This window comes from Caldivirga sp. UBA161, assembly GCF_002506515.1.
Classification (GTDB): Archaea; Thermoproteota; Thermoprotei; order Thermoproteales; family Thermocladiaceae; genus Caldivirga.
This window is the reverse complement of the sequence record NZ_DAXS01000039.1, coordinates 1-24,133: the sequence shown is the minus strand read 5'-3', so window position 1 is coordinate 24,133 and position 24,133 is coordinate 1. Positions and strand designations below refer to the sequence as shown.

Annotated in this window: 22 protein-coding genes; 14 read left to right on the top strand and 8 right to left on the bottom strand. The window is 43.6% G+C overall.

Going from position 1 to position 24,133, the window contains the following annotated elements:
* The first annotated feature begins 48 nt into the window (after positions 1 to 48).
* The 5 genes from BP896_RS04600 to acs all read left to right on the top strand — a co-directional run bounded on the left by BP896_RS04600 (position 49) and on the right by acs (position 6,879).
* Positions 49 to 1,500 (top strand): cobyric acid synthase, encoded by a 1,452-nt coding sequence (locus BP896_RS04600; RefSeq protein WP_291766203.1) that lies wholly within the window; start codon positions 49 to 51, stop codon positions 1,498 to 1,500.
* 52 nt (positions 1,501 to 1,552) lie between these two features.
* Positions 1,553 to 2,836: an amidohydrolase gene (locus BP896_RS04595; RefSeq protein ID WP_291766201.1), complete on the top strand. Its 1,284-nt coding sequence runs from the start codon at positions 1,553 to 1,555 to the stop codon at positions 2,834 to 2,836.
* Positions 2,837 to 2,873: 37 nt separating this feature from the next.
* Positions 2,874 to 3,620: a DUF1614 domain-containing protein gene (locus BP896_RS04590; protein ID WP_291766199.1), complete on the top strand. Its 747-nt coding sequence runs from the start codon at positions 2,874 to 2,876 to the stop codon at positions 3,618 to 3,620.
* A gap of 24 nt (positions 3,621 to 3,644) precedes the next feature.
* Positions 3,645 to 4,790: an N-acetylglucosamine-6-phosphate deacetylase gene (nagA, locus tag BP896_RS04585; protein WP_291766197.1), complete on the top strand. Its 1,146-nt coding sequence runs from the start codon at positions 3,645 to 3,647 to the stop codon at positions 4,788 to 4,790.
* A gap of 91 nt (positions 4,791 to 4,881) precedes the next feature.
* Positions 4,882 to 6,879 (top strand): acetate--CoA ligase, encoded by a 1,998-nt coding sequence (acs, locus tag BP896_RS04580; RefSeq protein WP_291766195.1) that lies wholly within the window; start codon positions 4,882 to 4,884, stop codon positions 6,877 to 6,879.
* Positions 6,880 to 6,976: 97 nt separating this feature from the next.
* Here the strand turns inward: acs and BP896_RS04575 are convergent, their stop codons facing one another.
* Complete coding sequence (locus tag BP896_RS04575; RefSeq protein ID WP_291766193.1) at positions 6,977 to 7,666, bottom strand: HAD family hydrolase; 690 nt, start codon at positions 7,664 to 7,666, stop codon at positions 6,977 to 6,979.
* Between the two features lie 63 nt (positions 7,667 to 7,729).
* Between BP896_RS04575 and BP896_RS04570 the strand changes: the two genes are divergently transcribed.
* Positions 7,730 to 8,113, top strand: coding sequence for a PIN domain-containing protein (locus BP896_RS04570; RefSeq protein ID WP_291766191.1), 384 nt, complete (start codon positions 7,730 to 7,732; stop codon positions 8,111 to 8,113).
* Here BP896_RS04570 and BP896_RS04565 read toward each other — a convergent pair.
* On the bottom strand, positions 8,110 to 8,994 hold the full coding sequence (locus BP896_RS04565; protein ID WP_291766189.1) for a fumarylacetoacetate hydrolase family protein: 885 nt from the start codon (positions 8,992 to 8,994) through the stop codon (positions 8,110 to 8,112). The two genes, BP896_RS04570 and BP896_RS04565, sit on opposite strands and share 4 nt — an antisense overlap.
* 266 nt (positions 8,995 to 9,260) lie before the next feature.
* Between BP896_RS04565 and BP896_RS04560 the strand changes: the two genes are divergently transcribed.
* Positions 9,261 to 11,042: an aldehyde ferredoxin oxidoreductase family protein gene (locus BP896_RS04560; protein WP_291766186.1), complete on the top strand. Its 1,782-nt coding sequence runs from the start codon at positions 9,261 to 9,263 to the stop codon at positions 11,040 to 11,042.
* On the opposite strand, the gene BP896_RS04555 is transcribed toward BP896_RS04560, so the two are convergent.
* Entirely contained in the window at positions 11,029 to 11,955 is a 927-nt protein-coding gene (locus BP896_RS04555; RefSeq protein WP_291766185.1) for a homoserine kinase, read from the bottom strand. The two genes, BP896_RS04560 and BP896_RS04555, sit on opposite strands and share 14 nt — an antisense overlap.
* Positions 11,937 to 12,716, bottom strand: coding sequence for a thioredoxin family protein (locus tag BP896_RS04550; RefSeq protein WP_291766182.1), 780 nt, complete (start codon positions 12,714 to 12,716; stop codon positions 11,937 to 11,939). The genes BP896_RS04555 and BP896_RS04550 overlap by 19 nt, the downstream gene beginning before the upstream one ends.
* Positions 12,717 to 12,864: 148 nt before the next feature.
* Here BP896_RS04550 and BP896_RS04545 point away from each other — a divergent pair, with 148 nt between their 5' ends.
* A complete protein-coding gene (locus BP896_RS04545; RefSeq protein WP_291766181.1) occupies positions 12,865 to 14,745 on the top strand; it encodes an aldehyde ferredoxin oxidoreductase N-terminal domain-containing protein in 1,881 nt (626 codons plus the stop codon).
* Between the two features lie 10 nt (positions 14,746 to 14,755).
* Here the strand turns inward: BP896_RS04545 and prf1 are convergent, their stop codons facing one another.
* Positions 14,756 to 15,889, bottom strand: a complete 1,134-nt coding sequence (gene prf1 / locus BP896_RS04540) for a peptide chain release factor aRF-1 (RefSeq protein ID WP_291766234.1) — start codon at positions 15,887 to 15,889, stop codon at positions 14,756 to 14,758.
* 129 nt (positions 15,890 to 16,018) lie between these two features.
* Between prf1 and BP896_RS04535 the strand changes: the two genes are divergently transcribed.
* Entirely contained in the window at positions 16,019 to 17,188 is a 1,170-nt protein-coding gene (locus BP896_RS04535; RefSeq protein ID WP_291766179.1) for a DUF763 domain-containing protein, read from the top strand.
* Between the two features lie 23 nt (positions 17,189 to 17,211).
* Here BP896_RS04535 and BP896_RS04530 read toward each other — a convergent pair whose 3' ends face one another.
* The 3 genes from BP896_RS04530 to BP896_RS04520 form a co-directional block, all read right to left on the bottom strand.
* On the bottom strand, positions 17,212 to 17,418 hold the full coding sequence (locus BP896_RS04530; RefSeq protein WP_291766177.1) for a hypothetical protein: 207 nt from the start codon (positions 17,416 to 17,418) through the stop codon (positions 17,212 to 17,214).
* 1,030 nt (positions 17,419 to 18,448) lie between these two features.
* Positions 18,449 to 19,636: a fucose isomerase gene (locus tag BP896_RS04525; protein ID WP_291766174.1), complete on the bottom strand. Its 1,188-nt coding sequence runs from the start codon at positions 19,634 to 19,636 to the stop codon at positions 18,449 to 18,451.
* 87 nt (positions 19,637 to 19,723) lie between these two features.
* Positions 19,724 to 20,551: a putative RNA uridine N3 methyltransferase gene (locus BP896_RS04520; RefSeq protein ID WP_291766172.1), complete on the bottom strand. Its 828-nt coding sequence runs from the start codon at positions 20,549 to 20,551 to the stop codon at positions 19,724 to 19,726.
* Between the two features lie 99 nt (positions 20,552 to 20,650).
* Between BP896_RS04520 and BP896_RS04515 the strand changes: the two genes are divergently transcribed.
* From BP896_RS04515 to BP896_RS04495, 5 genes are all read left to right on the top strand, one after another.
* Positions 20,651 to 22,054 (top strand): FAD-binding oxidoreductase, encoded by a 1,404-nt coding sequence (locus BP896_RS04515; RefSeq protein ID WP_291766169.1) that lies wholly within the window; start codon positions 20,651 to 20,653, stop codon positions 22,052 to 22,054.
* Positions 22,044 to 22,352: a (Fe-S)-binding protein gene (locus tag BP896_RS04510; protein WP_291766167.1), complete on the top strand. Its 309-nt coding sequence runs from the start codon at positions 22,044 to 22,046 to the stop codon at positions 22,350 to 22,352. The genes BP896_RS04515 and BP896_RS04510 overlap by 11 nt, the downstream gene beginning before the upstream one ends.
* Positions 22,353 to 22,425: 73 nt before the next feature.
* Entirely contained in the window at positions 22,426 to 23,271 is an 846-nt protein-coding gene (locus BP896_RS04505; protein WP_291766164.1) for a hypothetical protein, read from the top strand.
* On the top strand, positions 23,271 to 23,756 hold the full coding sequence (aprB, locus tag BP896_RS04500; RefSeq protein ID WP_291766162.1) for an adenylyl-sulfate reductase subunit beta: 486 nt from the start codon (positions 23,271 to 23,273) through the stop codon (positions 23,754 to 23,756). Before BP896_RS04505 ends, aprB begins: the two co-directional genes overlap by 1 nt.
* A 5-nt stretch (positions 23,757 to 23,761) precedes the next feature.
* The coding region (locus tag BP896_RS04495; protein WP_291766160.1) for an FAD-binding protein at positions 23,762 to 24,133 on the top strand (372 nt) is incomplete at its 3' end.

Genomic DNA, 24,133 nt, shown 5'->3' with positions numbered 1-24,133 from the left:
GGTTAAGGAGGTAACCTAAATAAAGATTACCTAAGCTACCCATTGCCAGTGAAGAAGAGTATCTACATTCTTGCAACTCAATCCAATAGTGGGAAGACTGTACTAGTTACCGCATTACTTAGGTTAATAAATAGGAGGAGTAGGATTACAGTACCCTTTAAGGCCCAGAACATGAGCCTAAATAGTTACCCAGCATTAAATGGCGGTGAAATAGCCTTAGCCCAGGCCATGCAGGCGTATGCTGCTGGTTTTGAACCATTAGTTGAAATGAACCCAATACTCCTTAAGCCCATTGGGGACATGACCAGTGAGGTTATTGTAATGGGTAAGCCTGTGGGTTTAATGGAGTATCGTGAATACAGTAGGAGCCCATTGGATAAGTGGAGGATTATTAGGAATGCTTTAATTAAATTAATGAACATAACCAACGGCTTAATCATAGGTGAGGGGGCTGGTAGCGCATATGAGCCAAACATTACCAGCGATGTAGCTAACTTTAGGCCGGCTGATTACCTGAATGCAGACGTATACGTAGTATTGGATATAAGTAGGGGTGGAGCCTTCACAAGCGCCCTTGGGTTATATAACTCAGTACCAGCTAGGTGGAGGGATTTAATTAAGGGATTCATTATCAATAGGTTTAGGGGGGATCCAAGGATACTTGATGATGCTGTTAAGTGGCTTGAAGAGAAGACTGGTAGGAGGGTCTTTGGCGTGATTCCTGAGGTTAATTATGCCCATTACCTATGGCCTGAGGACTCAGAGGCCATGGTGGACTTCGGTAATGGGTCAATTGACGTTGCCGTTGTTTCATATCCCGGAATCTCGAATTTCCATGAATTCAGCGTATTGGCTATGGAGGATGTTCACGTTAGGTTCGTTAAGTGGCCTGACTCCCTAGGTGAACCAGACTTACTTATATTGCCTGGCGCTAAGAACACTGCATTAGCCATGGATTGGCTTAGGAGGAGTGGGCTTGACCATAAGATAATTAAGATGGCTGGCTCAACACCAATATTAGCCATATGCGGCGGCTTCCAGTTAATCACTGAGGTGATGAGTGACCCAACTGGCGTTGAGTTTGGTAATCCCGGCCACGTTAAGGGGCTTGGGTTAATTAAGGCCAGGGTGGTTTACCATGAGGATAAGATTGTGGCGCACAGTAAGGCAATGCTTAACGCCCTTCCAGGGAAAGTAATTAAGGGATATGAGATACGTAGGGGTAGGTTAACGTACACTGGTGATGAGGCAGGCATGATCATTACTGAGAGGAATGGTAACCCAGTGAGGGAGCCTGATGGATACTTTAATGAAGATGAGGGAGTCTTCGCAACAAGCCTACATGACATTTTAAGTAACCCCGAGGTTAGGAGCCTAGTGCTAACTATGGCTAAGGGAAGTAGGGTAATTACCAGTGAGTATACGTCAATTAATGCACTACTTCACTGGGTTGATGAGGTAGCTACTATAGTTAACAGTAACTTAACCATTGACCTATAGTTCATTAACCGCCTCAATATTATTTAAGGCAACGCAGTGAGGTTAATTCCCCGTGCTATTACTTAGGAACTGTAGGTATGTTATTACACCCACTGAGGATGGTGAGGTTAAGGTTATGGAAAATGCAAGCGTACTGGTTAATAATGGTGTAATAGAGGGAGTCGGTGATGTTAACGCTAATGGTGCTGATGTTATTGAATGCGGTGGTGTAGCTATACCAAGCCTCTTTAATGCACATACTCACTTAGCCATGACAATGTTTAGGGGGCTTGTTGACGGTTTGGAGCTTCAGGATTGGCTGAAGGTTATTTGGGGCATGGAGAGGAGGCTTACAGAGGAGGCTGTGCTTAAGGGGTTTGAACTTGGTTTAATTGAATCATTAATGAATGGTGTAGCTAGTGTGCTTGACATGTACTTTAACCCTAATGTAATTGACATAGTTGAGAAGTATGGGGTGAGGGTTTTCGAGGGGCCAACGTTCATTGATGAATTCGAGGATCCTAAGCTCACTGAGAATAGGTTAAGGAACCTCATAGCCGCCTCACGAAACCATAATCTACTTAAGCCAGTTTTGAACCTACATAGTGTATACGCTAATAGTGAGGATACTTTAATGAGGGTTCATGAACTTAAGGAGGAGCTAGGCTTAAGGCTACACACCCACGCCAGTGAAACCAGGTGGGAGGTTTACAGGGTTAGGGGTAAGTATAATGCCTACCCAGTGGAGGTTCTGGATAAGTTTAAACTACTTGACTCAAAAACCATACTAGCCCACCTAGGTTGGGTAACCAATTGGGAGGTTGAGTTAATACTTAGGTCACGGGCAACTGCAGTTCACTGCCCCTCATCAAACATGAAGCTAGCTACCGCTGGGTTCTTCCCAATAAGGGAGTTAATGAGGGGCAGTAACGTTACCCTTGGTACTGATGGGCCAGGTACGGGGGATTCATTGGACTTATTTAAGGAGATGAGGCTTGCGGTACTACTGCAGAGGAATAATTACTGGGATGCCACTGCACTTAATGCGTCAGATGCCTTAACTATGGCTACTGTTAATGGCTATAGGGCGGTTGGGTTAAGGGGGGGCTTAATAGCCCCAGGTTACTTAGGTGATATTACGGTCCTTGACCTTAATAACCCTAATGTTAACCCCCTGAATAGGCTTAATGTAATTAATAACATAGTATTCTCCTTCACGGGTGGTTTAGTTAAGTACGTTATTATTAATGGTGAATTAGCATACGGGCCTCATAACCGCCAGAGGCTTATTGAAAGGGCTTTAACACTTAGCAGTGAGTTGAATGACTTCATACTCAGTAGGTTGATTACGAATTAAAATTTAAATCCCCTTACCAGTACAGTAATTGGGGACCGTGAGGGTTCTTATTTACTGGCCGTTTACAAGGATGAGGGGCATAGTTTACTTCATTTTATCTGCAATAACCCTCCCGGTCTACATGCTTAACCTAGCCACAGTATTATCGCTAATAGGCATATCCTCATACTACTCAATAATCATCGGCCTACTCATAACCGTAGTTAGCCTAGTGGCTAGTGCAGTGCACTTGGTTATTTATGAGGTTAACGCAATGGTTTACGTACCAACCTTCACCTCAATAACCTTCTTTGGAATGACATTCAAGATACCCACCATCTCAACACAGTCAAGGAGAACAATAATATCTCTAAACGCCGGTGGGGCATTAATACCAGTAGCGGTCTCAATAGCATTAGCCTACCTACTTTGCTCAGATTACCCTAAATTAATTACGCCCATAATTATATCGGTTGCATTAACTGCATTAATGGTCAATAGGGTGTCCAGGGTTGTACCAGCCATAGGCATAGTTACCCCAGCCATTGTGCCACCAATACTGGCCGCCTTCATATCATACATGGCAGTTGCCTTCATGGCTAACCCCTACATATTCGTAACGCCGGTGGTAGCCTACATAACCGGTGTCTTAGGTACATTAATAGGTGCTGACTTACTTAATCTACGTAAAGTCATAGATATAGCCCCCGTGATTGCTGATATTGGTGGTGCTGGAACATTTGATGGAATATTCTTCACAGGGGTGCTTGCAGTATTCTATGCATCCCTAGTATCAACACTTTAAAGCTAGGTTAAGTGAAATTAATACATGGTTCAGCGTAGGATTAGGGTGGATAAACTATACACACCAATGCATGTACTCCATGATGCAGTCCTAGTGGTGGATAATGGTAAGGTAATAGGCTTAGAGGAGGGGGGTTCCTTTGACATCGATTACAGGGGTTACTCGGCTGCACCAGGGCTTGTGGATACCCACACCCATGGCTGTGGTGGAGTTGAGGTGACCTTAATTAAGACAGTGGCTGAATTAGGCAAGTTAGCTGAATGCTACGCTAGATTTGGCGTAACTTCATTTTTACCCACCACTGTTTCAGCGCCTCATGAAACCCTAATTAATGTGGCTAATGTTGTTAGGCAGTATAAGGGTAATGAGGTTAAGGGGGCTAGGGTACTAGGCCTTAACCTAGAGGGGCCTTACATAAACCCCAAGAGGAAGGGGGCTCAGAATCCATCAGCAATAAGGTTACCCAACATTAATGAGTTTAACCAGTACTATGAGGCATCAGGGGGTTTAATAAGAATAATGACCATTGCCCCTGAGGTTGAGGGTGCATTAAGCCTCATTCAGCACCTCTCCAGTATTGGCGTAATAGCCAGTATAGGCCACACTGATGCTAATTATGAGACCGTAATGAAGGCTATAACCCTGGGTGCATCAAGGGCAACACACTTATTTGACGCAATGACTGGTATACATCATAGGGAATTAGGGGCAGCCATGGCCCTACTGGACTCTGAGGATGTTTACATTGAGTTAATAACCGACTTAATTCACCTAAGGCCTGAAACAATACTATTCTCAATAAGGTACGCTGGCCTACATAGGGTATTAGCCATAACTGACTCAATATCAGCTGCAGGCCTTGGTGAGGGGGAGTATGAGTTGGGGGGTTTGAGGGTTATTGTGAAGGGTGGTAGAGCAACATTACCTGATGGTACCTTAGCTGGAAGCGTGTTAACCATGGATAATGCATTAAGGAATTTAGTTAAGATTGGTTTAAGGATTAATGATGCGTTAAGGCTTACCTCAACTAACCCTGCGCAATCAATTGGTGAGCATAATATTGGGTGCCTTAAACCAGGTTGCTTAGCTGACTTCATAGTACTTGATGATGCATTGAGAATAATGGCTACTTACGTTAATGGTACTATTGTTTACACTAGTGAAATATAATAATTTAAATAGTTATTAATTATGTTATATTTGTAAACTATTTATTCAATTTGAGAAATATTTATAAGCATAATGTGAAAGGCACTATTTTATGTCAATTAGTGAAGAGAACTTACCTTATAAGGAGAAGATAGAATTAAAGTCCTGGCCCAACTCAACAGGTATAGATTCATACAGGAATATGCATGGTGAAAGCCTTAGGAATATTGAGGAATTCTGGGCTAATATTGCTAAGGAGTTGGATTGGTTTAAGCCCTGGGATAAGGTGCTTGCGGCTGATCCTCAACCACCATTCTATAAGTGGTTCGTGGGGGGTAGGTTGAATGCATCGTACTTAGCTGTTGATAGGCACATTAACACTTGGCGTAAGAATAAGTTGGCAATAATATGGGAGGGGGAACCCACTGATTCATCAGGTAATCCATTGGAGGTTAGGAAGCTAACTTACTATGACTTATATAGGGAGGTTAATAGGTTGGCTTATGCGATTAGGGAGAGGCTTGGCTTAAGGAAGGGTGATACTGTAACAATATACTTACCCATGATACCTGAATTACCAATACTAATGCTTGCACTAGCCAGATTAGGGGTAATTTTCTCAGTGGTCTTCTCAGGATTCAGTGCACAGGCCTTGGCGGATAGGGTAATTGATGCTAAATCTAAGGTGATATTCACTGCTGACGCCTTCTGGAGGAGGGGGAAGGTGATTAGGCTTAAGGAGGTTGTTGATGAGGCATTGAAGGATATTCAATTCGTTGAGAAGGTTGTTGTGTTTAGGAGGATGGGGCTTAAGGATACGCCCATGGTTAATGGTAGGGATATTTGGTGGGATGAATTACTAAATAGCGTACCCATGAATGCTTACGTTAAGCCTGAGGAGGTTGAGAGCGAGCACCCATTATACATCCTATATACCTCCGGCACCACTGGTAAGCCTAAGGGTATTGTGCATGATACTGGAGGCTACATGACGCTCCTCCATGCAACCATGAAGTGGGTTTTCGATGTTAAGGATACTGACGTATACTGGTGCACGGCTGACATTGGTTGGGTAACTGGGCATAGTTACATTGTATTTGGACCACTAATGGAGGGTGTTACTGAAGTAATGTATGAGGGTGCCCCAGATTACCCAGCCCCAGATAGGTGGTGGAGGATTGTGGAGAGGTATGGTGTAACCATACTGTATACTTCACCAACAGCAATAAGGACATTCATGAGGTATGGTGATGATTGGGTTAAGAACCATGACTTCTCAACCATAAGGATACTCCACAGTGTTGGTGAACCAATAAACCCTGAAGCATGGAGGTGGGCTTGGAGGTGGCTTGGGAGGGGTAGCGTACCCTTTGGTTCAACATGGTGGATGACTGAGACAGGGGGCATATTAATAAGCCACGCACCTGGATTAGCCCTAATACCCCTTAAGCCAGGGACTAATGGATTACCATTACCAGGTATTGATGCTGACGTGGTTGATGATGAAGGGAAGCCTGTCCAGGGGAAGAGGGGTTACTTGGTTATTAAGAAGCCGTGGCCTGGAATGCTAATGACCATTTGGGGTGACCCAAATAGGTATATTCAAGTATATTGGAGTAGATTCCCAGGCATGTATTATGCTGGTGATTGGGCTATTAAGGATGAGGATGGCTACATATGGGTTTTAGGTAGGGCTGATGAGGTAATAAAGGTATCAGGCCATAGGCTCGGTACATATGAGATAGAGTCGGCTTTAGTTTCCCATAAGGCAGTGGCTGAGTCAGCAGTAGTAGGTATCCCTGACCCAGTTAAGGGTGAGATTCCAGTGGCCTTCGTCGTACTTAAGAGTGGAGTTAACCCAAGCCAGGAATTAGCTAAGGAATTGAGGAATTGGGTGAGGGCTGCAATAGGCCCAATAGCTGAACCATCCAGCATATTCTTCGTCTCTAAGTTACCTAAGACTAGGAGTGGGAAGATAATGAGGAGGCTACTTAAGCAAGTCATCATGAGGCAGCCCCTCGGCGATACAACTACATTAGAGGATGAGACAAGTATTGATGAAGCTAAGAAGGCTTATGAGGAGTTAAGTAGGGAGTTAGTAAATCAGTAAATTATCTGACCTCCTCCCAAACCCTGAGGCCTTGGGGTTACACCTCTTTAATGAGTGCTGCCCCCTTATGGAATATGGAATCATAAGTTAAACTTACTTACTCAATTATGCACCTTAGTAATTCACGCCTACAGTTCAGTACTTTATTAATAACCTCAACAACACCATCACCATCATTCCCCCTGGTTACGTAGTGTGCTATGCTCTTAACCTCAGGTATTGCGTTATTAACCGCAATGGCTATGTCAGCAGCCTTAAGCATGGGTACATCATTCTCAGCATCACCCATGGCAATAACTACGCCAGGATTCAGCATTTTCCTAAGCACATTAATTGCATAACCCTTATCAATGCCGTTAGGCATTATTGAAACCATGTTCCTATTAACCTCAATCCTAACCCCATAGGTACGTAACGTATTAATGACTGAAGGATCATAATTAATGAAGAGTGAAGCCTCCCCTTCACTAAACTTCACACCCATACTGGTTAAGGCACTCTTAATGGTGCTCCTTAATTGCCACCAGTCAGCCGGTGTATTAATCACCTTACTGCCGCTGGGTGTTATTACTATTAATCCATTCTCAAGGGCCATGAATAACCTACCCATTAATGCATCCAGCCCCTTAACATGCCTCACTGCCCCACTTGTAACCACTGCGAAAATGCCTCCTGAATTAATGAATCTTAGCACTGAGCTAACCACCTGTTGATCCACGTTAAAGCCCCCATCCCTCTCATCTGCTAGGGTTCTATGGTAATCAACAGCAAGCAGTATCTTCATCATTAACATTAATTACCCTAGGTGTTTTAAAGTAATGATTAATAAACCCACCCTAGGTTAATGCATGTGGGTATTAGTGTAGTGGTTTTTGATACCAGTGCGCTGCTCTTAGCCGTAACGGAGAGGATTGATATTATTAATGATGTTAAGGAGGCTGTTGAAGACTTAATCATACCTGTAGTGACTGTTAGTGTGGTTAGGGAATTGTGGTTACTTGCTAAGAGGGGAGGAAAGAGGGGTAAGGCAGCCTCCCTGGTACTTAACAATATAGTACCCCACTACTTCTCAATAGCAGCATTGGATGGTAAGGCTGATGATGATGTATTGAGTTTAGCTAAGGAAACTGGTGGATTCCTAGTTACCTGTGATTCCGGGCTTAGGAGGAGGGCTGAGGATAATGGGGTTACCGTAATATACTATAGGAGGGCCTTAAGGAGGTTCACTATTTAATTATCAACCTTAAGTTTAATGACTGGCGTCGTTAATGTACCTATTCCACTAATGCTAATTTCAACAACATCACCCTCCCTCAATGCGGCGTCCTTCCCAGGCAATATCCCAGTACCAGTCATTAGGATTGTACCATCAGGCACAGTATTATTCCTTATAAGGTACTTAACCTGCTCATCAATCTTCCTCCTCATGCGCTCAGTGCTCACCTCCCCTTCATAAATGGCCTTACCACCCCTAATTATCCTAAGCCTAATTTGGAGCGAGTACGGGTCCTTAATATCGTCAGGCGTAACTATGAATGGGCCGAAGGCGCAGCACCCATTGTAGACCTTTGATTGAGGTAAGTAAAGTGGGTTCTCAGCCTCAATATCCCTTGCTGAAACATCATCAATAATAGTGTACCCGATTACCTTGCCACTGCCTGTAATCACAACGCCTAATTCCGGCTCAGGGAGAGTCCACTCTGAATCACCCCTAACTGCTATTGGTTCACCATGCCCAACACACCTGCTGGCAGTTGCCTTAAAGAATATTTCAGGCCTCTCAGCCTCATAAACCCTCTCATAAATCGTCTTATCACCTATCTTAGCCACCTCACCCTCCTCAGAGTACCTCCTCCTTGAAACCTCATAACTAATCCCACTACCCCAAACCTCAGGTGGATCATAGGGCTTAGTGAACCTTAACCCATTACTCCTATAGTCCCTACTCAATAATTGATTAACATCAACATTAACCTCAGCACCAAGGCCTATTACTTTACCACTGGCGTAACTCATAAGGGCCTTCACGGGATCAACACCAAGTTCAAACACCTTACCATCCACCACAGCGTACTGGAACGTGGATTCCCCGTTAGTTAACCTGAATATCCTCATATAGAAAGCTCCACTTCTATATCTTTAAAGTATTACACACCATTAACCATCAAACTTTTTCATGAAGTTATGGACTTAAGGTATAATACTCCTCAACACTAGCTTAATTATTAATCATCCCTAACCATAGCTAATGCCGTAAGCTAACGGTCTAACCGTTAAGGGAATAAGACCTTAAGCATGCATATTGTAAAATAATTATTAACATATACAGTGTCCTAGACGTGATGTAGTAATGTTTAAATATGTAAAATATTAGGGCCCCTATGCATGGCTACGCAGGGCGCATTTTACGCTTTAACTTAAGTAATGGATCCCTGAGTATTGATAATGTTAAGGAGTCGTGGGCGAGATTATTCATTGGGGGTAGGGGGTTGGGATTAAGGCTAATAATGGACATGGGGCTTAAGTTAAGCGACGTTAATCCATATGGCCCTGAGAACCCACTGATAATAGCCACAGGCCCACTTGGTGGAACAAGAATACCCCTAGCCACTAGGGCTATTGCACTCTTCAAATCACCACTCAATAATAGGTGGAATTACTCAACTGTGGGAGGAACATTGGGGGCTTACCTCAAGTACTCGGGGCTTGATGCGTTAGTGTTGACTGGGGCATCAAGTAAGCCCGTTTACCTAATCGTATCTGATGGTAAGGTTGAGGTTAGGGACGCGGGGGAGTTATGGGGATTAGACACTGTTGAAACTGAGAGGGCACTTAAGCGTTCCTTTAAGGACTCAGCAGTATTAACCATTGGTCCAGCTGGTGAGAATAAGGTGCCTTATGCGGCCATTAATCATGAGGAGTGGAGGCAATTTGGGAGGACGGGTGGTGGTGCTGTGATGGGTTCTAAGATGATTAAGGCCATAGTTTTCCTACCAGTCTCAAAGAATGTCGATGTGGCTAACGTTAAGGAGTATGAGGATTTAGTTAAGAGCCTGGGTAAACTGGCAGTTACTAATCCTGGTGAGCAGTCATTGAGGAATGGGGGTACTGTTAGGCTTATTGATGTGGGTAATAACATGGGCTTCTTCCCAAGCATCTACTGGACTAGGGTGGTTATGCCTGGGTGGGAGAAGATTTCATGGGAGAAGGTGCTTAAGCCCATGTACCTACTTAAGAATGGTGCATGCCTATACTGCCCAGTGGCCTGCCATAAGGTGGTTAAATCCAGTACTGGTGGTTATGACTTAGAGTATGAGACTTCAATGGCTCTCGGTGGATTAACGGGCATTAATAATCCTGAGGAGTTAATTGAATTAGGGGAATTAGCTGATAGGCTAGGCTTTGATTCAATAAGCCTAGGCAACTCAATAGCCTTCATAATATACCTTGGGGAAATTGGCATTATCAAGGATGCACCCAAGTGGGGTGATTATGAGGGTATTAGGAGGCTAATCATTGATGCTGCCTATAGGAGGGGTTTAGGCGAATTAGCTGCATTAGGCACTAAGGGTATTGGGGAGAAGCTTGGTGTAGGTGAATTAGCCATTCATGTTAAGGGCCTTGAACCAGCGGGCTATGACCCAAGGACCCTTAAGGGCATGATACTTAATAACGCTGTATCTGAAAGGGGCGCAGATCACCTATGGAGTATGGCGTACTCAATTGATATAGCTGGCCAAGGTGGAGGTAGGTTTGCAACAGGTAGTGAGAAGGTGGCTGCGGTAATGGATTTCGAGGAACGTAGCACACTCTACGATTCAATGCTATTGTGTAAATTCGGCAGGTACATATATGATTGGGAAGCCATGCGTAATGTACTTAACGCGGTCACAGGATTCAACTACACTATCAGTGACCTTAAGGAGGCTGCCCAAAGAATAATAGTGATGCATAGGTACATGAATGGGACAACCATAGAACAGGACAGGTTGCCGCCCAGGTGGCTTAAGGAACCTGTGGTGTATGAGGGTAAGAGTTACGTTGTTACTGAGGAGGAGTGGGTGGGGATGGTTAAGGAGTACTATAGGTTAAGGGGTTATGATGAGAGGGGTGTACCTAAGCCTGAGACGCTGGTTAAATTGGGTATACTTAATAATGATTAACCTCCTTAACCCCCTCATTTGATGGCTTAGTTAAAATAACCACTGGACTTAATCCAGCCTTCATTAACTCAGCCTTAATTTCACCAACATGGGGCTCCTTCTTGAAGAATGCTGCTATTGATGGCCCAGCGCCACTTAATATGACGCCTAAGGCTCCATGATTTTCAAGGACATTTTTAACAGTACCCCAATGCTCATAAGCCTTAACCCTATAGGGCATTGCAACCCTATCATTAGTGATAACCTTTGAGAATAAGTCTAAGTCATTCATCAATACTGACGCCACTAATTGGGCAACATTAGCCATATTAGCCACCACATCGCCTAAGTCATAGGCCTTAGGTAGGATGCTCCTCATGAATCCAGTATTTGGCTTAGAACCCTCAATAACTACCACAATGCTTAATTCAGGGAAATTAACCTTAATTACCCTCCTCACCATTGGATTAACAATTACTAAACCCCCAAATAGTGATGCGGCAACATTATCCATATGCCTCACTCCAGCTGATGCTAATTCACCGTAGGAGGCTAATTCAACTAAATCCCATTCACTTAAGCCTAAGTTAAGTAGCTTATTTAATGCATAAGCCACGGCAGCAGATGTTGCCCCACTACTCCCCAGCCCACTGGCTGGTTTAATGCGTTTAATAACCTCAATATCAATTCCCCTCCTTAACCCAGCTAACTCAATAGCCCTATTAGCAACTAAGTATGCTGAGTTCCCATTACTCTCACTGGGTAGGCTTAATGCGTATTCACCACTGTTCCGTATGAATATGCCGTCACCATCAGTTACCTTAACCTTAACAATATCACTTGGTGGATTCACGGCAAGAGCCGCTATATCAAAGGCTGGGCCGAGGTTAGCTATTGATGCTGGGGCTTCAACAATCAACTCCTCAGTACCCAATCTGAATCACCCCTAAGCTCCTCCTGCTCTGAAGCAATCCTACTCATTAATTCATCGAAGTGAACTCTAATGTATGACCAAAGCTCCTCAATCTTACCCCTGAATCCACCATCATTAAGGCTATGCGGCACTAAACCAACCCTACTAACTGAACCCCTAACCATGGCCCAATGGGCCACTGACTGAAGATTATAGTTACTTAGTATATCAGCACCATTAACCTTACCGTTAAGCCAATAAACCTCCCTAGTGAAGTTAATGGCTATTACCCTAAGGAACCTCTCCTTATGATCCTCCACAATACTCCTGCACCTAGCATTATCATTAAGAATATTAATTAATCTACTTAAGTTGCCGTCATCGTAGGTGGATAGGTTCGTTATTGCCTTAAGGAACTTCACGTCATTGGTGAATGCCCTGCAGTTAACATTAATGTAGAGCCATAGGGCAGTGGCCACGGAATCTAATACACCCCTCAGGAACCTCTCAATTAACTCCTCATCACTTAACATAACCTTCTCGGTAAGTAGCCCAGTGTTTAGAATTTCCCTAAGCTTCTTAAAATCCACAATGCCTGCAAACACTAGATCACCATCTATGAATATGCTTGGTACCGACCTAACACCCCTCTCTAAGGCTGTGTGGGGGTCAATGGACGTATCGTAGACTTTAACTTTATTTATGAATCCCCACTGCTTCAATAGCCTTATTAGGGAATGGCATGTTGAGCATGTTGGATGCACGAAGATCTCTATCTCCATTACCCAACCCCTAAACTATATGGTTAAAAATCTTACTACGGCTAGGTAAGAACCAAGTATATATTTATATATAACGGGTACACCCAGTGTTCCACATCACACCATTAATAACCTAAAGGTATTTCTATTAGTTAACTGCATTAGGCATGTGAAGGTACTTAACGTTGACTTATCAAGTGGAAGCATAAGCATAACTAATGTTGAGGCTCAGGGACCAATAACACTTGGGGTCAGGATACTGAGTAGTGAAGGTACTTATAGTAAGGATCCACTGGATCCAAGTGTACCCTTCATTATTGGTATAGGCCCCTTTGTTGGAGGCAAGTTACCTGGTGTACATAGGGTTATTGCGGTTTTTAAGAGCCCAATGACTAAGACAATTCATGTCGCTGCAGTGGGTGGTGTTGCCTATAAGTTCATGGGCTCTGGGATTGATGCAGTTGTTGTGAGGGGGCGTTCTGAGAAGCCCACTGCCTTATTCATATCAAGCGATGGAGTTGAGATGAAGCAAGTTAATCCAGTGTACTCCTACAGTGGGCTTAATGGCGTTTACGCCTTTACTAAGTATTTAATGGATTCCTTCAACGACTTCTTCATTAAATATAATGCAAGGGCCATTGTGGTGGGTGAGGCATCATTAAAGACTTATAATGGCGCATTATTCTCAATAGACGTTGACCCAAGGAGGAGGGAGTTTAAGCCTGGTGCTGAGGATACTGCAGCCAGGGGAGGCCCGGGTACTGTAATGGCCCAGGGCCATAATTTAGTAGCCATTGCCGCTGGTGGTTCGGCTAAGGCTAGGTACATTAAGGTAACCGACATGAATCTTATTAATAAGATGTCTATGGAATCCTTTAAGAAGCCATTCATACAGGTAATGAGTGAGAAGACCATTAAGTATAGGTATGATCCAAGCATGGGTACTGGTGGAACATTTGGTGTGAATTACCCGCACTACAGGGAGCTACTACCCCTCTTCGGCTATAAGTCAATATACATGCCTAGGGATGTTAGGGTTAAGCATGTTGAAGCCATAATCAACTTATTCTGGAAGCCGTTTAATGATGAGGTCTTCGTTAAGAGTAAGTCCTGGTATAATTGCGGTGACTTCGGATGCTCGGTGGTGTGTAAGAAGGTGTGGAGAGGTAAGAAGGTTGATTATGAACCATTCCATGCTGCCGGCCCATTCATAGGTAATTACATTTTCCAGGAGGCTGTTAAAATCGTTGACTTAATTGATGAGTACGGCTTCGACGCCATAGAAATGGGTCATATGGTGGCCTGGATCTTCGACTCAATTGAAAACGGCCTACTTAAACCTGAAGAGGTTGGCTTAAGCGATAAGCCTGCCTTCAACCCCTATGAATTCGTACCTGAGAGGGATTCATTAAAGAACGCTAAGTTGGCTGGTGAGTTAATTAATGGCCTAGTTAATAAGTCAACGCCAATCCTCAAGATGATTGCTGAGAATGGTATTAGGGTCTCAGCCAGGAGGCTTAATGAAATGTTTAATGATAGGGTTAAGGCAACTGGTAAATCCTTCAATGACCTAGTGGTTTACGTAGCCTACGGTGAGTCAGGGTACATAACACCTAACTTCTACTGGACCCCAGGTATGGTTGCCCCAATGTACATACTTGGTAGATACTGGACAAACTACTCCAACACATTCATGAAGCCTGAGGATTACGCCAAGTCAGCCCTAGATAGGGCTATTAATGAGGCCTTAATTGATGATGCTGGAATATGCAGGTTCCATAGGGGTTGGGCTGAACCAATGCTTGAGAAAATGTACACTGAATTCACTGGAATGAAGCCTAATAAGGATCTTTACAGGGAGTTGGCTGAATACTCAATTAAGGCTGGAGCCCAGCCCAAGCCCTGGGAGAGCAGTAGAGCCGCTGACGTCGTTGCAACATTAGCTAAGGAGATTGGGTCTAAGGAGTGGAGTTTTGAAAGTAAGGCTGATTACGATGAGTGGTGGAGTAGGTATAAGGCAACCCTAGATAAGCAGCTTAATGTTGCTTGAAACCGTACCCTTACTGGATTAAACTTTGGCTGGCGTTCTCCCACTCCTCAATTATCCAGGATGGAGTAGCCAGTATTGCTACGTATCCACCGAAGGTTTTGCTTAAGGTTAAACTCTCCTCAACACTGCTTGGTATGACTACTAATTCTATTTTCTTACCCCTGAGCATGGTTGTTAACTTAAAGATCTCATCATCACCAATATCCTCACTTATTAACACTACCTTAGCAATACCCTTCTCAATAGCATTCAATACATTATCCCTACCGTAAACTATGTAGTCAGGCTTCTTAACAGCAATATACATTACCTCCTCCATCAGCTTCTTAGCCTTAACGTACTCAGTCTCCTTAAGCTTATCCTCAGATGCCTTAATAGCCTCCAATACGCCACTAATGTCAGCGCAGCAGGCCGGCACTATTGCAATTACCTTGTCCATAAGCCTACTATCTAAACCACCCTCCTTAAGGAAGTCCTCCTTAGTTGGCCCTGGGCCAGCCACAATAATACCCTTAAGGTTCGGTATTTGAAGCAGAATCTTATTAGCATCCTCAGCCACAAGCTTATAGAAGGTCTCAGCCAAGTGCTCAGTCTGCCTCTTAAACCTTAAGGCTGATTGACCACCTGCATGATGCTTATTAGGCACGAAGAACTCAACCTTATCCACAATCTCCCAATAACTGCCCTTAAGCAATGCTATGACTGCCTCCCCCCTCTCAATAACTATTATCCCAAACACTGATGATGATGCTGATATCATGTCCTCAAGGAGCTCAGTATGGAAGTGCGTATCACAGACATACTTGTAAGTACTTACCTTGTACGGCGGTATTATAGCGTACATAACCCACTTATAGCTACCCGGCTTCTCCATGTGGAAGCCTCCGAATACTGCTAAACCATTGGGTGGTGCCTTAGCTGTACCCTTTAATGCGTTAATTATTCTCTCTAAGGCGTCTTGAACATGAGTCCTAGTGGTCTTATCCTTAATGTTACTTGCAACCGACCACTCATTCCTAAGCATGTTTAAGACATCTGGTATTGGCCTATCCCCATTAATGTAGAGTGATATTAGGGTTGTTGCATAACCCCTGTATCGCTTCAGTAATTGAATTATTACCTTTAACTCCTCACCATCAGTTATTCCAGTGCATCCACCTAGAACACCATCAGCCTTTAACGATAATGCTTTATAAACCTTTCCCCTACACGTAGAGGCGGCTTCAGGTTGCTGATCGAATGATTTATTAAGCCTAATTAAGCTAAAACCAATGTGGGGTTAACGGGGTTCGCTGACTTACCACTGCATGAGGGGCATGTTCCGCCCTGGTTATTTAGTAGAATGATTAAGTTAACCTCATTAATAATTAGGTTAATGCATGATGAGTACGGGGTTAAGGGTGCAATAAGGCTCTTCAGTAACCCAATATTCTTTCAATCCTTCAATAACATAATAGGAATGGACTGGGACTCCTCAGGCAGCACCACAGTAACCACCGCCGCGCTTAAGGAGGCGTTGGGGTCATTAAACATTGGGATCAAGGTGGTTGGGGGTAAGGGGGAGTATGCATTAAGGGTTCCCGATGAGTTAAGGGAGTTGGAGAAGAGGTTTAACATTAATTCAGAGGAGTTGATAACAGCATCTAGATTAGTGGCTAAGGTAGATAACGTTGCCCTTCAGGATGGGCATAGGCTTTACCACCACTCAATGATTGTGGGGGAGGATGGGACATGGGCTGTCATTCAACAAGGCCTTAACCCAGAGACTAAGTATGCTAGGAGGTATCATTGGTGGATGGAGACGAGCTTCATTAATAATCCCCATGAGGGAATTGTGGGTGTTAAGAGTAATTACGCATTAAACACAGTAAGCAGTGTTAGTGAGGAGGCGCGTTCAACAATAGTTGACATTGTTAACCAAGACTCAGTGAAGGTGATTAGGGATTTAGCTAAGGTGAAGTCCATATTAAGGGGTTATGGGAATAAGTCTATCTTAAGCTACATAAGTGATGCTAATTATGAACCACCATCATACTATAACCCTAGGCTCAACATTATTGTGAATAGGGGGTTAAGCATAAGTGAAGAGGCCCTAAGGAATGCCAGAGGCACTGACTCATTCAGGAACCTACTGCTAGTTAAGGGTATGGGACCTAGCACCATGCTTGCGTTAGCCCTAATAGCGCAGTTAATTTATGAGGTGCCAGTGGATTGGACTGACCCAGTTAATCTTGACCCTAGGAGATTCGCATTTGCATTGGGTGGTAAGGATGGTTCACCATACCCAATAAGTAAGGAAATCTACGATACTGTCATTGACCTTTTAAATAGGGTTGTTGATAATATTAATAAGGATAGTGGTTTAAAACCATATTTAAAGCATATTGCTAAGGTTGCTAAGAAACTTAACCTACCTGTTGATTTAGTTAAACCAACATATTAGGCCATAATTAATTTAAACGTTCATTACGCTACTTTATACATCCTGCTTTTCTCATCATACATTAACACTATTGGCGATGGGTACACTGATGGTATTATAATTACCCTCTTATCCCCAGCAGGGTTAACCGCCAATGCACCATTACTTGACCTAGCGCTAGTATTCTTCACTGGGCTCCTTACTGATCTAAGAGTACTACTTATGATCTTCACCGACCCCCTTATGCTCATTTTACTCACCTCAAGTACACCTTGGGGTTAAGGCTTTATATAGCTTTCTGGTATGTGAAGTGTACACTACAAATAGATTATTATTAAAAATATAGATTATATACTCTACCCCTCCCACTCATTGAGTAATTTTTAAATAACCTCTAAAAGTTAAAAGAATTATGGGGGATAATTTGATTAAAATACGAAGGTAACTATAATAAGCCTAATATTAATCATAGCACTGATACTACTCATAGTGCCAATATAGGCTCACCCATAGAATTAATCTAAGTAAGCTGTAGTGAAGTGGTTCCTGGAGGTAACTTCAAGTACCCCTTCACATTTAATCATTTGGCTTCATTTAAATAATATTGCTACAGTTTAGAGCTTACTTAATGAAATGCATTATGATCTTTCAAGTAAGTACTTCCGCTTTATAACACCACAGCAGTTTGATGAGGAATCCTGCCCACCAAGTTTAGTCATTAATAGTATAGTGAAGTACCTACAGGAAGTGGATTAAAGGTCATTTACATTTTCTCAATAATAATTGAAGCTGAGGGCTCGGCTTCAAGCGTTAAAATGCATTAAATGCGCTCCAGGAGGATACGGCTATTCAACCATGGATAATAGCTGGGAATGTTCATCATTAGGGCATTAAGCATCCTCAGTAAGTACTTTAGATTACTTAACTCAAGCTGTTATGTTCATTTATCCACTTGGCTAACCAATATTAACTAAGAATGATTTAAGCGATGCAGGGGGTTAGGTGTATGAGCCAGCANNTTGGCTATAGGGGTAGCCCCAAGCCTATACCTACTTTACCACCCAAGCCAATTCTATGTACAAACTCCACAGCATCCAGTGGACAGTAATTAGTGGAATTAAGCGGTGGGCTCTTTAGAAGCTTGGGTGGTGAGAATGGGTTATATTGGGTTATTTAAGTAAGGGTGGAATCCAGTTAATGGTTCAGGCCAATTAAACGTGTATGAATTAAGTTCACTACTTAATGAGTTAATTCCCTAACCTATTTAGTAAGCCTTTGCAATTAAATTAAGCTACTGTATTTTACTACATTAACCCCAAGCATCCTTAAGAAAACAGTTAACTCATTAATGTAATTCCCAGGGACAATAACATGGTGATTCGCTGGTGCGTAATTAAGTATTATTGAGGGGTCGAAGTTAACCTTAATCTCCGCCTGAGTCCTACATGCGTTGAGGCCCAGGTCACCTGACCTATTCAGTGACCCAGTGAACACGTATACGTTATTAAAGTCTGGTGAAACTGAGGCTGCGGTCACGGTTTTGGCATTAATCTCAGCTGATATTGAGTATGGGTTCCCTGATTCATAATGGGTTACAACCTTACCTGACTTAATCATATTGAGCGCTATTGTGCAGTGTGACGCGCGTACTAGGTTACCTTCAATATCATTAACATTAGCAATCCAACCACTATACCCTGTTAATGCGTGGAAAATCATCATTAGGAACAGTGACTTTAAGTCATATTCACAGGCTGTTAACTTACCCTCCTCATTGAGTTTAGCTAATGCTAGGCATGGGGTTACACCATGCTTTATTAAGTATGGGAAGCAATTCAAGGCTAATGCATCATAATTTCTTGCCATGTTTAATAAGGCTACGTAAATCTTACCCACGTTAATTAACTTATCCAGTGGAACCTCGAAGGCTAACCTATCTAAGACGTCATCCATGAATGACTTAGCATCATTACTCTTCACATTACTAACAGCCTCCTCAAGTAGGCTCATGGGTATTGCATCAACCTTAGCGTTAAACTTCCTCTCAAAGGCTTCACCCACGCCCCCCTTCTCATTAACACCCACTAGGGCTATCTTAGATCCCTTAATCTTAAGTATGGATTCCATTACCTTAATGACCTTGGGTACATTATCAATACTGCCTAAGTGGTAAACAGACACAGCAACCCCCTTTTCCTCCAGCAGTGCCCTAGCCGATATAGCTGAGGCTAGGCTATTGTTCGATGGATGAGACAATATCATTGCGCTTCTAATCCCATTAAGGTCAACGAAACGTTCAACAATCCTACTGACTCCTCCTGATAGTATTAATAATATTGGTATTGAATCACCAACCTTAACGTTACCTACATCACCCTCCTCGTAAATAATAGCATCAACACCACTTAATGCAGTGATCCTGTGCCTATGAAGTGGTGATGCGAAGCCCACTACAATTACCTTTCCCATAAGTAAAGCTTAACTGAAATGCTTTTAATACTGACTTCATTCCTAAGTAGTGAATTAAACCCAGTGGGATTAATAATGATTCAATCTTCACTTACCTTCACTTGGAATGGCGTTAATAATGTTAAGTATTGATAGGACCGCTATTATAGCCTCCTCAGTCCTTATGGTTACAAGCCCTTGATTAGGCACGAAGTTTATGAATAATGATGACTTAAGCAGGTCCCCTAATCCCTCATCTTTAAGTATCTCATCAATACCCATGCGTGGGGACCCGAACACAACCACTACATCCTCATTCTTAAGTTCCCTTAATTTACTAACCTCATTAATAACGCTACTCCCCTCCTTACCTGTAAATATTAGGTTCTTCAATTTAACTAATTCCCTTAACTCAATTAAATTAACACTGTAACCAGCGTACACTTTACTGTTCTTCACTACATGACCCCTGTAAAACCTATTACTGATCATTGAGTCTATTGAAACCAGTAGCATTGTCTTAATTGGGTATGGCCTAGGTACCTTAACGTAAGTATCCTCACCCACCTTAATTATTGAGTAATACCCCTCCCACCTAACCACTAAGCCAACCCTCACATCCCTTACCCTTGGATTAGTCTTCCTATGGCCAAACACTGGAAGCGTTAAGGGTTGAAGTAACCCAGCGAGCCTTAGGTCTGGGTCTATTCCGAATAGGTCCTTCCTTAAGTATGGTGGAGTCACTAGGTATTCTAGGTTCTTCTTTATGAAGGTTGCCTTCCTTAATGGTTCATCACCTTTAAATGTGTAGATTAGTATGCTCCTAACCCTAAATATTGCCGCCGCCCTACCTATGTAGCCTATCTTCCTAACAGCCTCCTCCTCGGTGGTGGACTCCTCAGTCACATTGTATGGTATCGCAATACTAATGTTCATTAATCCCCACCACTATTTTAACGTTTTTGCCCGTTACCGTACCTTTTAAGGTTAGCCTGCGGCTAATGCTTAAATCCCTCTTAAGTAAACGAAGTAGTAATGAATTTTGAAGCCTTCAGGATTGAGGTTAGGAGGATTATTGATGAGGATAGGATTATTGAATCCCAGGGTGAATTAATGCTCTACTCCTATGATGCCTCACCTGCTGAGCAGGCTATACCGAGGATGGTTATTCAACCATTAAGCACAAGCGAAGTTTCCGAGATACTGAAGCTGGCTAATGAATACCTAGTGCCAATAGTCCCAAGTAGCGGTAGGACAAGCCTACATGGTGGCCCAATACCATACAATGGTGCTGTTGTGGTTGACTTAATGAGGATGAATAAGGTGCTTAAGGTTAATTTAGAGGATGGTTACGTCCATAGTGAAGTTGGGGTTAGGTTGGATGAACTTAACGCTGAATTAGCAAGGTATGGGCACTTCTTCCCACCTGACCCAGCAAGCAGCACAGCAGCCACGGTGGGTGGTTCACTAGCTAATGGAGCAGGAGGTATGAGGGGGGCTAAGTATGGTACGGTTAAGGATTGGGTGCTTGGCGCCGAGGTTGTTTTACCAACAGGTGAGGTGGCTTTCATGGGTTGCAGGACACTGAAGTGTAGGGCTGGGTATGATTTACTAAGCCTAATAATAGGGAGTGAGGGGACATTGGGTGTGATTACTAATGCATACCTCAAAATATGGCCGCTGCCGGAGGCTGTGGTTAGGTTGAGGGTTTACTTCAGGAGTATTGTTGATGCAGCTAAGGCGGTGGGGGTTATTAAGGCTAGGGGGTTTAGGCCATTGATAATTGAATTCCTGGATAAGGGAACAATGGAGGCTGTTTCAAACTACGTGAGGGAATTCAAGTACCCTGAGGGGGCTGAGGCGATGCTAATAATTGATGTCGACGGCCCACCTGAGGCCATGGATAGGTACGTTAACTCAATGGTGACACTACTCAGGGAGGCAGGGGGCTTTGAGATTGAGTGGACTAGCGATAGGGATGAAATGGATAAAATATACATGGCTAGGAGGGCTGCTTACCCAGCGTTACTTAGGTTATTCAGTAATGAGAGGGTAATGCCTGAAGACATATCAGTACCGCCATCTAAGCTGCCTGAGGCGGTGAAGGGGGTTAGGGATATTGGTGAGAAGTATGGGTTAAGGATAGTTACGTGGGGGCATGTTGGAGATGGTAACCTTCACCCAAACATAATCTATAATCCAGGCGACCAATCCTCAATATCAAGGCTACACGCGGTCACTAGGGAAATAGGCCTGCTTGCAATTAACCTAGGTGGGACCGTGAGCAGCGAGCATGGCATTGGGGTTCTTAAGAAGGACCTATTAGTTAATGAACTTGAGGTTAAGGGTATAGCCCAATTAAGGTTAATGAAGGCCATAAAGAAGGCCTTTGACCCAAATAATATCCTTAACCCAGGTAAGGTGATTGATGTTGATTAATAATGAGGCTAAGTTAATCACTAATGAATACGCCTTAACCAGGTGCGCCCGCTGCAACTTCTGTGAATCTGTTTGCCCAACATACATGGTATTTAGGCGTAGGGTTTATAGCCCAAGGGGCAGGATATGGATAATTATGTTCCTTTCCCAAGGCATTAAGCTAAGTAATGACGAGTACACGGGCTTATTAACATGCTTAGGGTGTAGGGCATGTGACTTAGTATGCCCAGCAGGCATTAAGATAGCTGAGGCTATTCATGATGCCAAGGCTCTACTTGTTAAGGCTGCTTTAAAATAGGCTTAATGTTAACCACTAAGAGTAAGCTTATATTGTTAAGGCATTTAAGGTAAATTAATTAATCCTTCATCGTATGATCGAGTTAAAAATACCAATACCACATGAATGGATAATAATAGGTGCCGTTGGGCTCCTCATTGAAATGGCTGTAGGATTCATTATACAAATACGCAGAGGAATGCTATCGCTATCCAGCCTAAGCAACTTCATACCAATAAGAGGACCCATACGTAACTGGGGTAGTGGAGGCGCTTTAATAGCGGCTTTAGCCACTGCATTTGCATACCCATTCTACGGTGCACCAATGACTTCATGCCACAGCCAATCATCATACCTCAGTAGGCCTAGGATTAAGGCTATTGCACATGCGTTAATTTGGTGGGGTTTCGCACTGGCTGCAGTATCCACAACACTAGGCTTCGCATTTGATGAATGGGTTAACTCAACAACATTCATACCCGGTGGTAAACTGGGTCAAGCAGGACCTTACGCAGTCATTGGGACTGGAGGCCTTGGCGGCGTATTGATAGTAGTGGGCTTCGCATTAATGATGGTGTCTAGGTGGCAGGGAACTAGGCCTATTGATGAACCAGCGTTAACAGACGTTTTCCTTTGGTTAGCCTTCCTAACAGCCTTAAGTGGCTTCGGAGTAATGGGCGTTGAGTTAACTATACCCGGTAATTATTTGGCTGTTGAGTCAGCCTTCGGCGTTCACATAATTATTGTCCTACTCATGTTCGCCACAATGCCTTGGACCAAGTTTGGGCACGCCATATACATGTACGTGTGGCAGGCCTATGATAGGTATAGGGCTTGGAGGGGTATTGAGCCTAGGCTCCTTGGCCCATGGAGCGGTGAATTAGCTGAGAAGGCTCTTCACTCACATCACCCGGCACATAAGTCCAAGGTGACTGGCTGATGCCATCCTACGTAATCCCAGCCAAGTGCACTGGATGCGGGGACTGCATTAACATTTGCCCAAGCCACATAATGAGGTTCACTAAGTCAGGTGTATTGGGTAGGAAGGCCGTTAACATTGAGCCTGAGTCATGTTGGGAATGCTACAATTGCGTTAAACACTGCCCACAGGGTGCAGTGCAGATAAGGGGCTACGTGGACTTCACACCATTAGGTGGTTCAGTTGGGGTTTATAGGGATGAGAAGACTAATAGGGTTTACTGGACTATTAGGTATAGGAATGGTAGCGTTAAGCACTTCGTCTTCCCAATAAGGACTACACCATGGAATTCAATAAAGCCCCCTGAAGAGTACCCAGAGCCTCCAAAGGAGTTGCTGAGGACACCCTACTTATCCTTTGAGCACGATAAGTTAGGCGGCAATAAGCTTGGCGTTGAATTACCCACCTACAAGGTACCTGAAGTGATTAAGGCTGAGGTGAGGTGATGAGCATGGTTAAGACTAGGGTTAAGCAGGTTGACTCGGATATATTAATAATCGGTGGAGGCATGGCTGGGACTGGGGCTGCCTGGGAGGCTAAGTACTGGTGTAGGGGTTGTAGGATAGTGCTTGCTGAGAAGGCTAACATTAATAGGAGTGGTGCAGTGGCAATGGGCTTATCAGCAATAAACACTTACCTAGGCTTAAGATGCAGGGAGAATACCGTTGAGGATTACGTCAAGTACGTTAGAGGAGACTTAATGGGTATTGTGAGAGAGGACTTGGTTTACGACTATGCTAGGCACGTTGACTCAACGGTGCACCTGTTTGATGAGTGGGGGCTACCCATATGGCCTGACCCCAAGACCGGGTGCTATGTTAGG

Coding starts and splice junctions, on each gene's coding strand:
- nagA (WP_291766197.1), top strand. CDS start 3,645: ATGGTTCAGCGTAGGATTAGGGTGGATAAACTATACACACCAATGCAT.
- acs (WP_291766195.1), top strand. CDS start 4,882: ATGTCAATTAGTGAAGAGAACTTACCTTATAAGGAGAAGATAGAATTA.
- BP896_RS04575 (WP_291766193.1), bottom strand. CDS start 7,666: ATGATGAAGATACTGCTTGCTGTTGATTACCATAGAACCCTAGCAGAT.
- BP896_RS04565 (WP_291766189.1), bottom strand. CDS start 8,994: ATGAGGATATTCAGGTTAACTAACGGGGAATCCACGTTCCAGTACGCT.
- BP896_RS04560 (WP_291766186.1), top strand. CDS start 9,261: ATGCATGGCTACGCAGGGCGCATTTTACGCTTTAACTTAAGTAATGGA.
- BP896_RS04550 (WP_291766182.1), bottom strand. CDS start 12,716: ATGGAGATAGAGATCTTCGTGCATCCAACATGCTCAACATGCCATTCC.
- BP896_RS04530 (WP_291766177.1), bottom strand. CDS start 17,418: ATGAGCATAAGGGGGTCGGTGAAGATCATAAGTAGTACTCTTAGATCA.
- BP896_RS04525 (WP_291766174.1), bottom strand. CDS start 19,636: ATGGGAAAGGTAATTGTAGTGGGCTTCGCATCACCACTTCATAGGCAC.
- BP896_RS04520 (WP_291766172.1), bottom strand. CDS start 20,551: ATGAACATTAGTATTGCGATACCATACAATGTGACTGAGGAGTCCACC.
- BP896_RS04515 (WP_291766169.1), top strand. CDS start 20,651: ATGAATTTTGAAGCCTTCAGGATTGAGGTTAGGAGGATTATTGATGAG.
- BP896_RS04510 (WP_291766167.1), top strand. CDS start 22,044: ATGTTGATTAATAATGAGGCTAAGTTAATCACTAATGAATACGCCTTA.
- BP896_RS04505 (WP_291766164.1), top strand. CDS start 22,426: ATGATCGAGTTAAAAATACCAATACCACATGAATGGATAATAATAGGT.
- aprB (WP_291766162.1), top strand. CDS start 23,271: ATGCCATCCTACGTAATCCCAGCCAAGTGCACTGGATGCGGGGACTGC.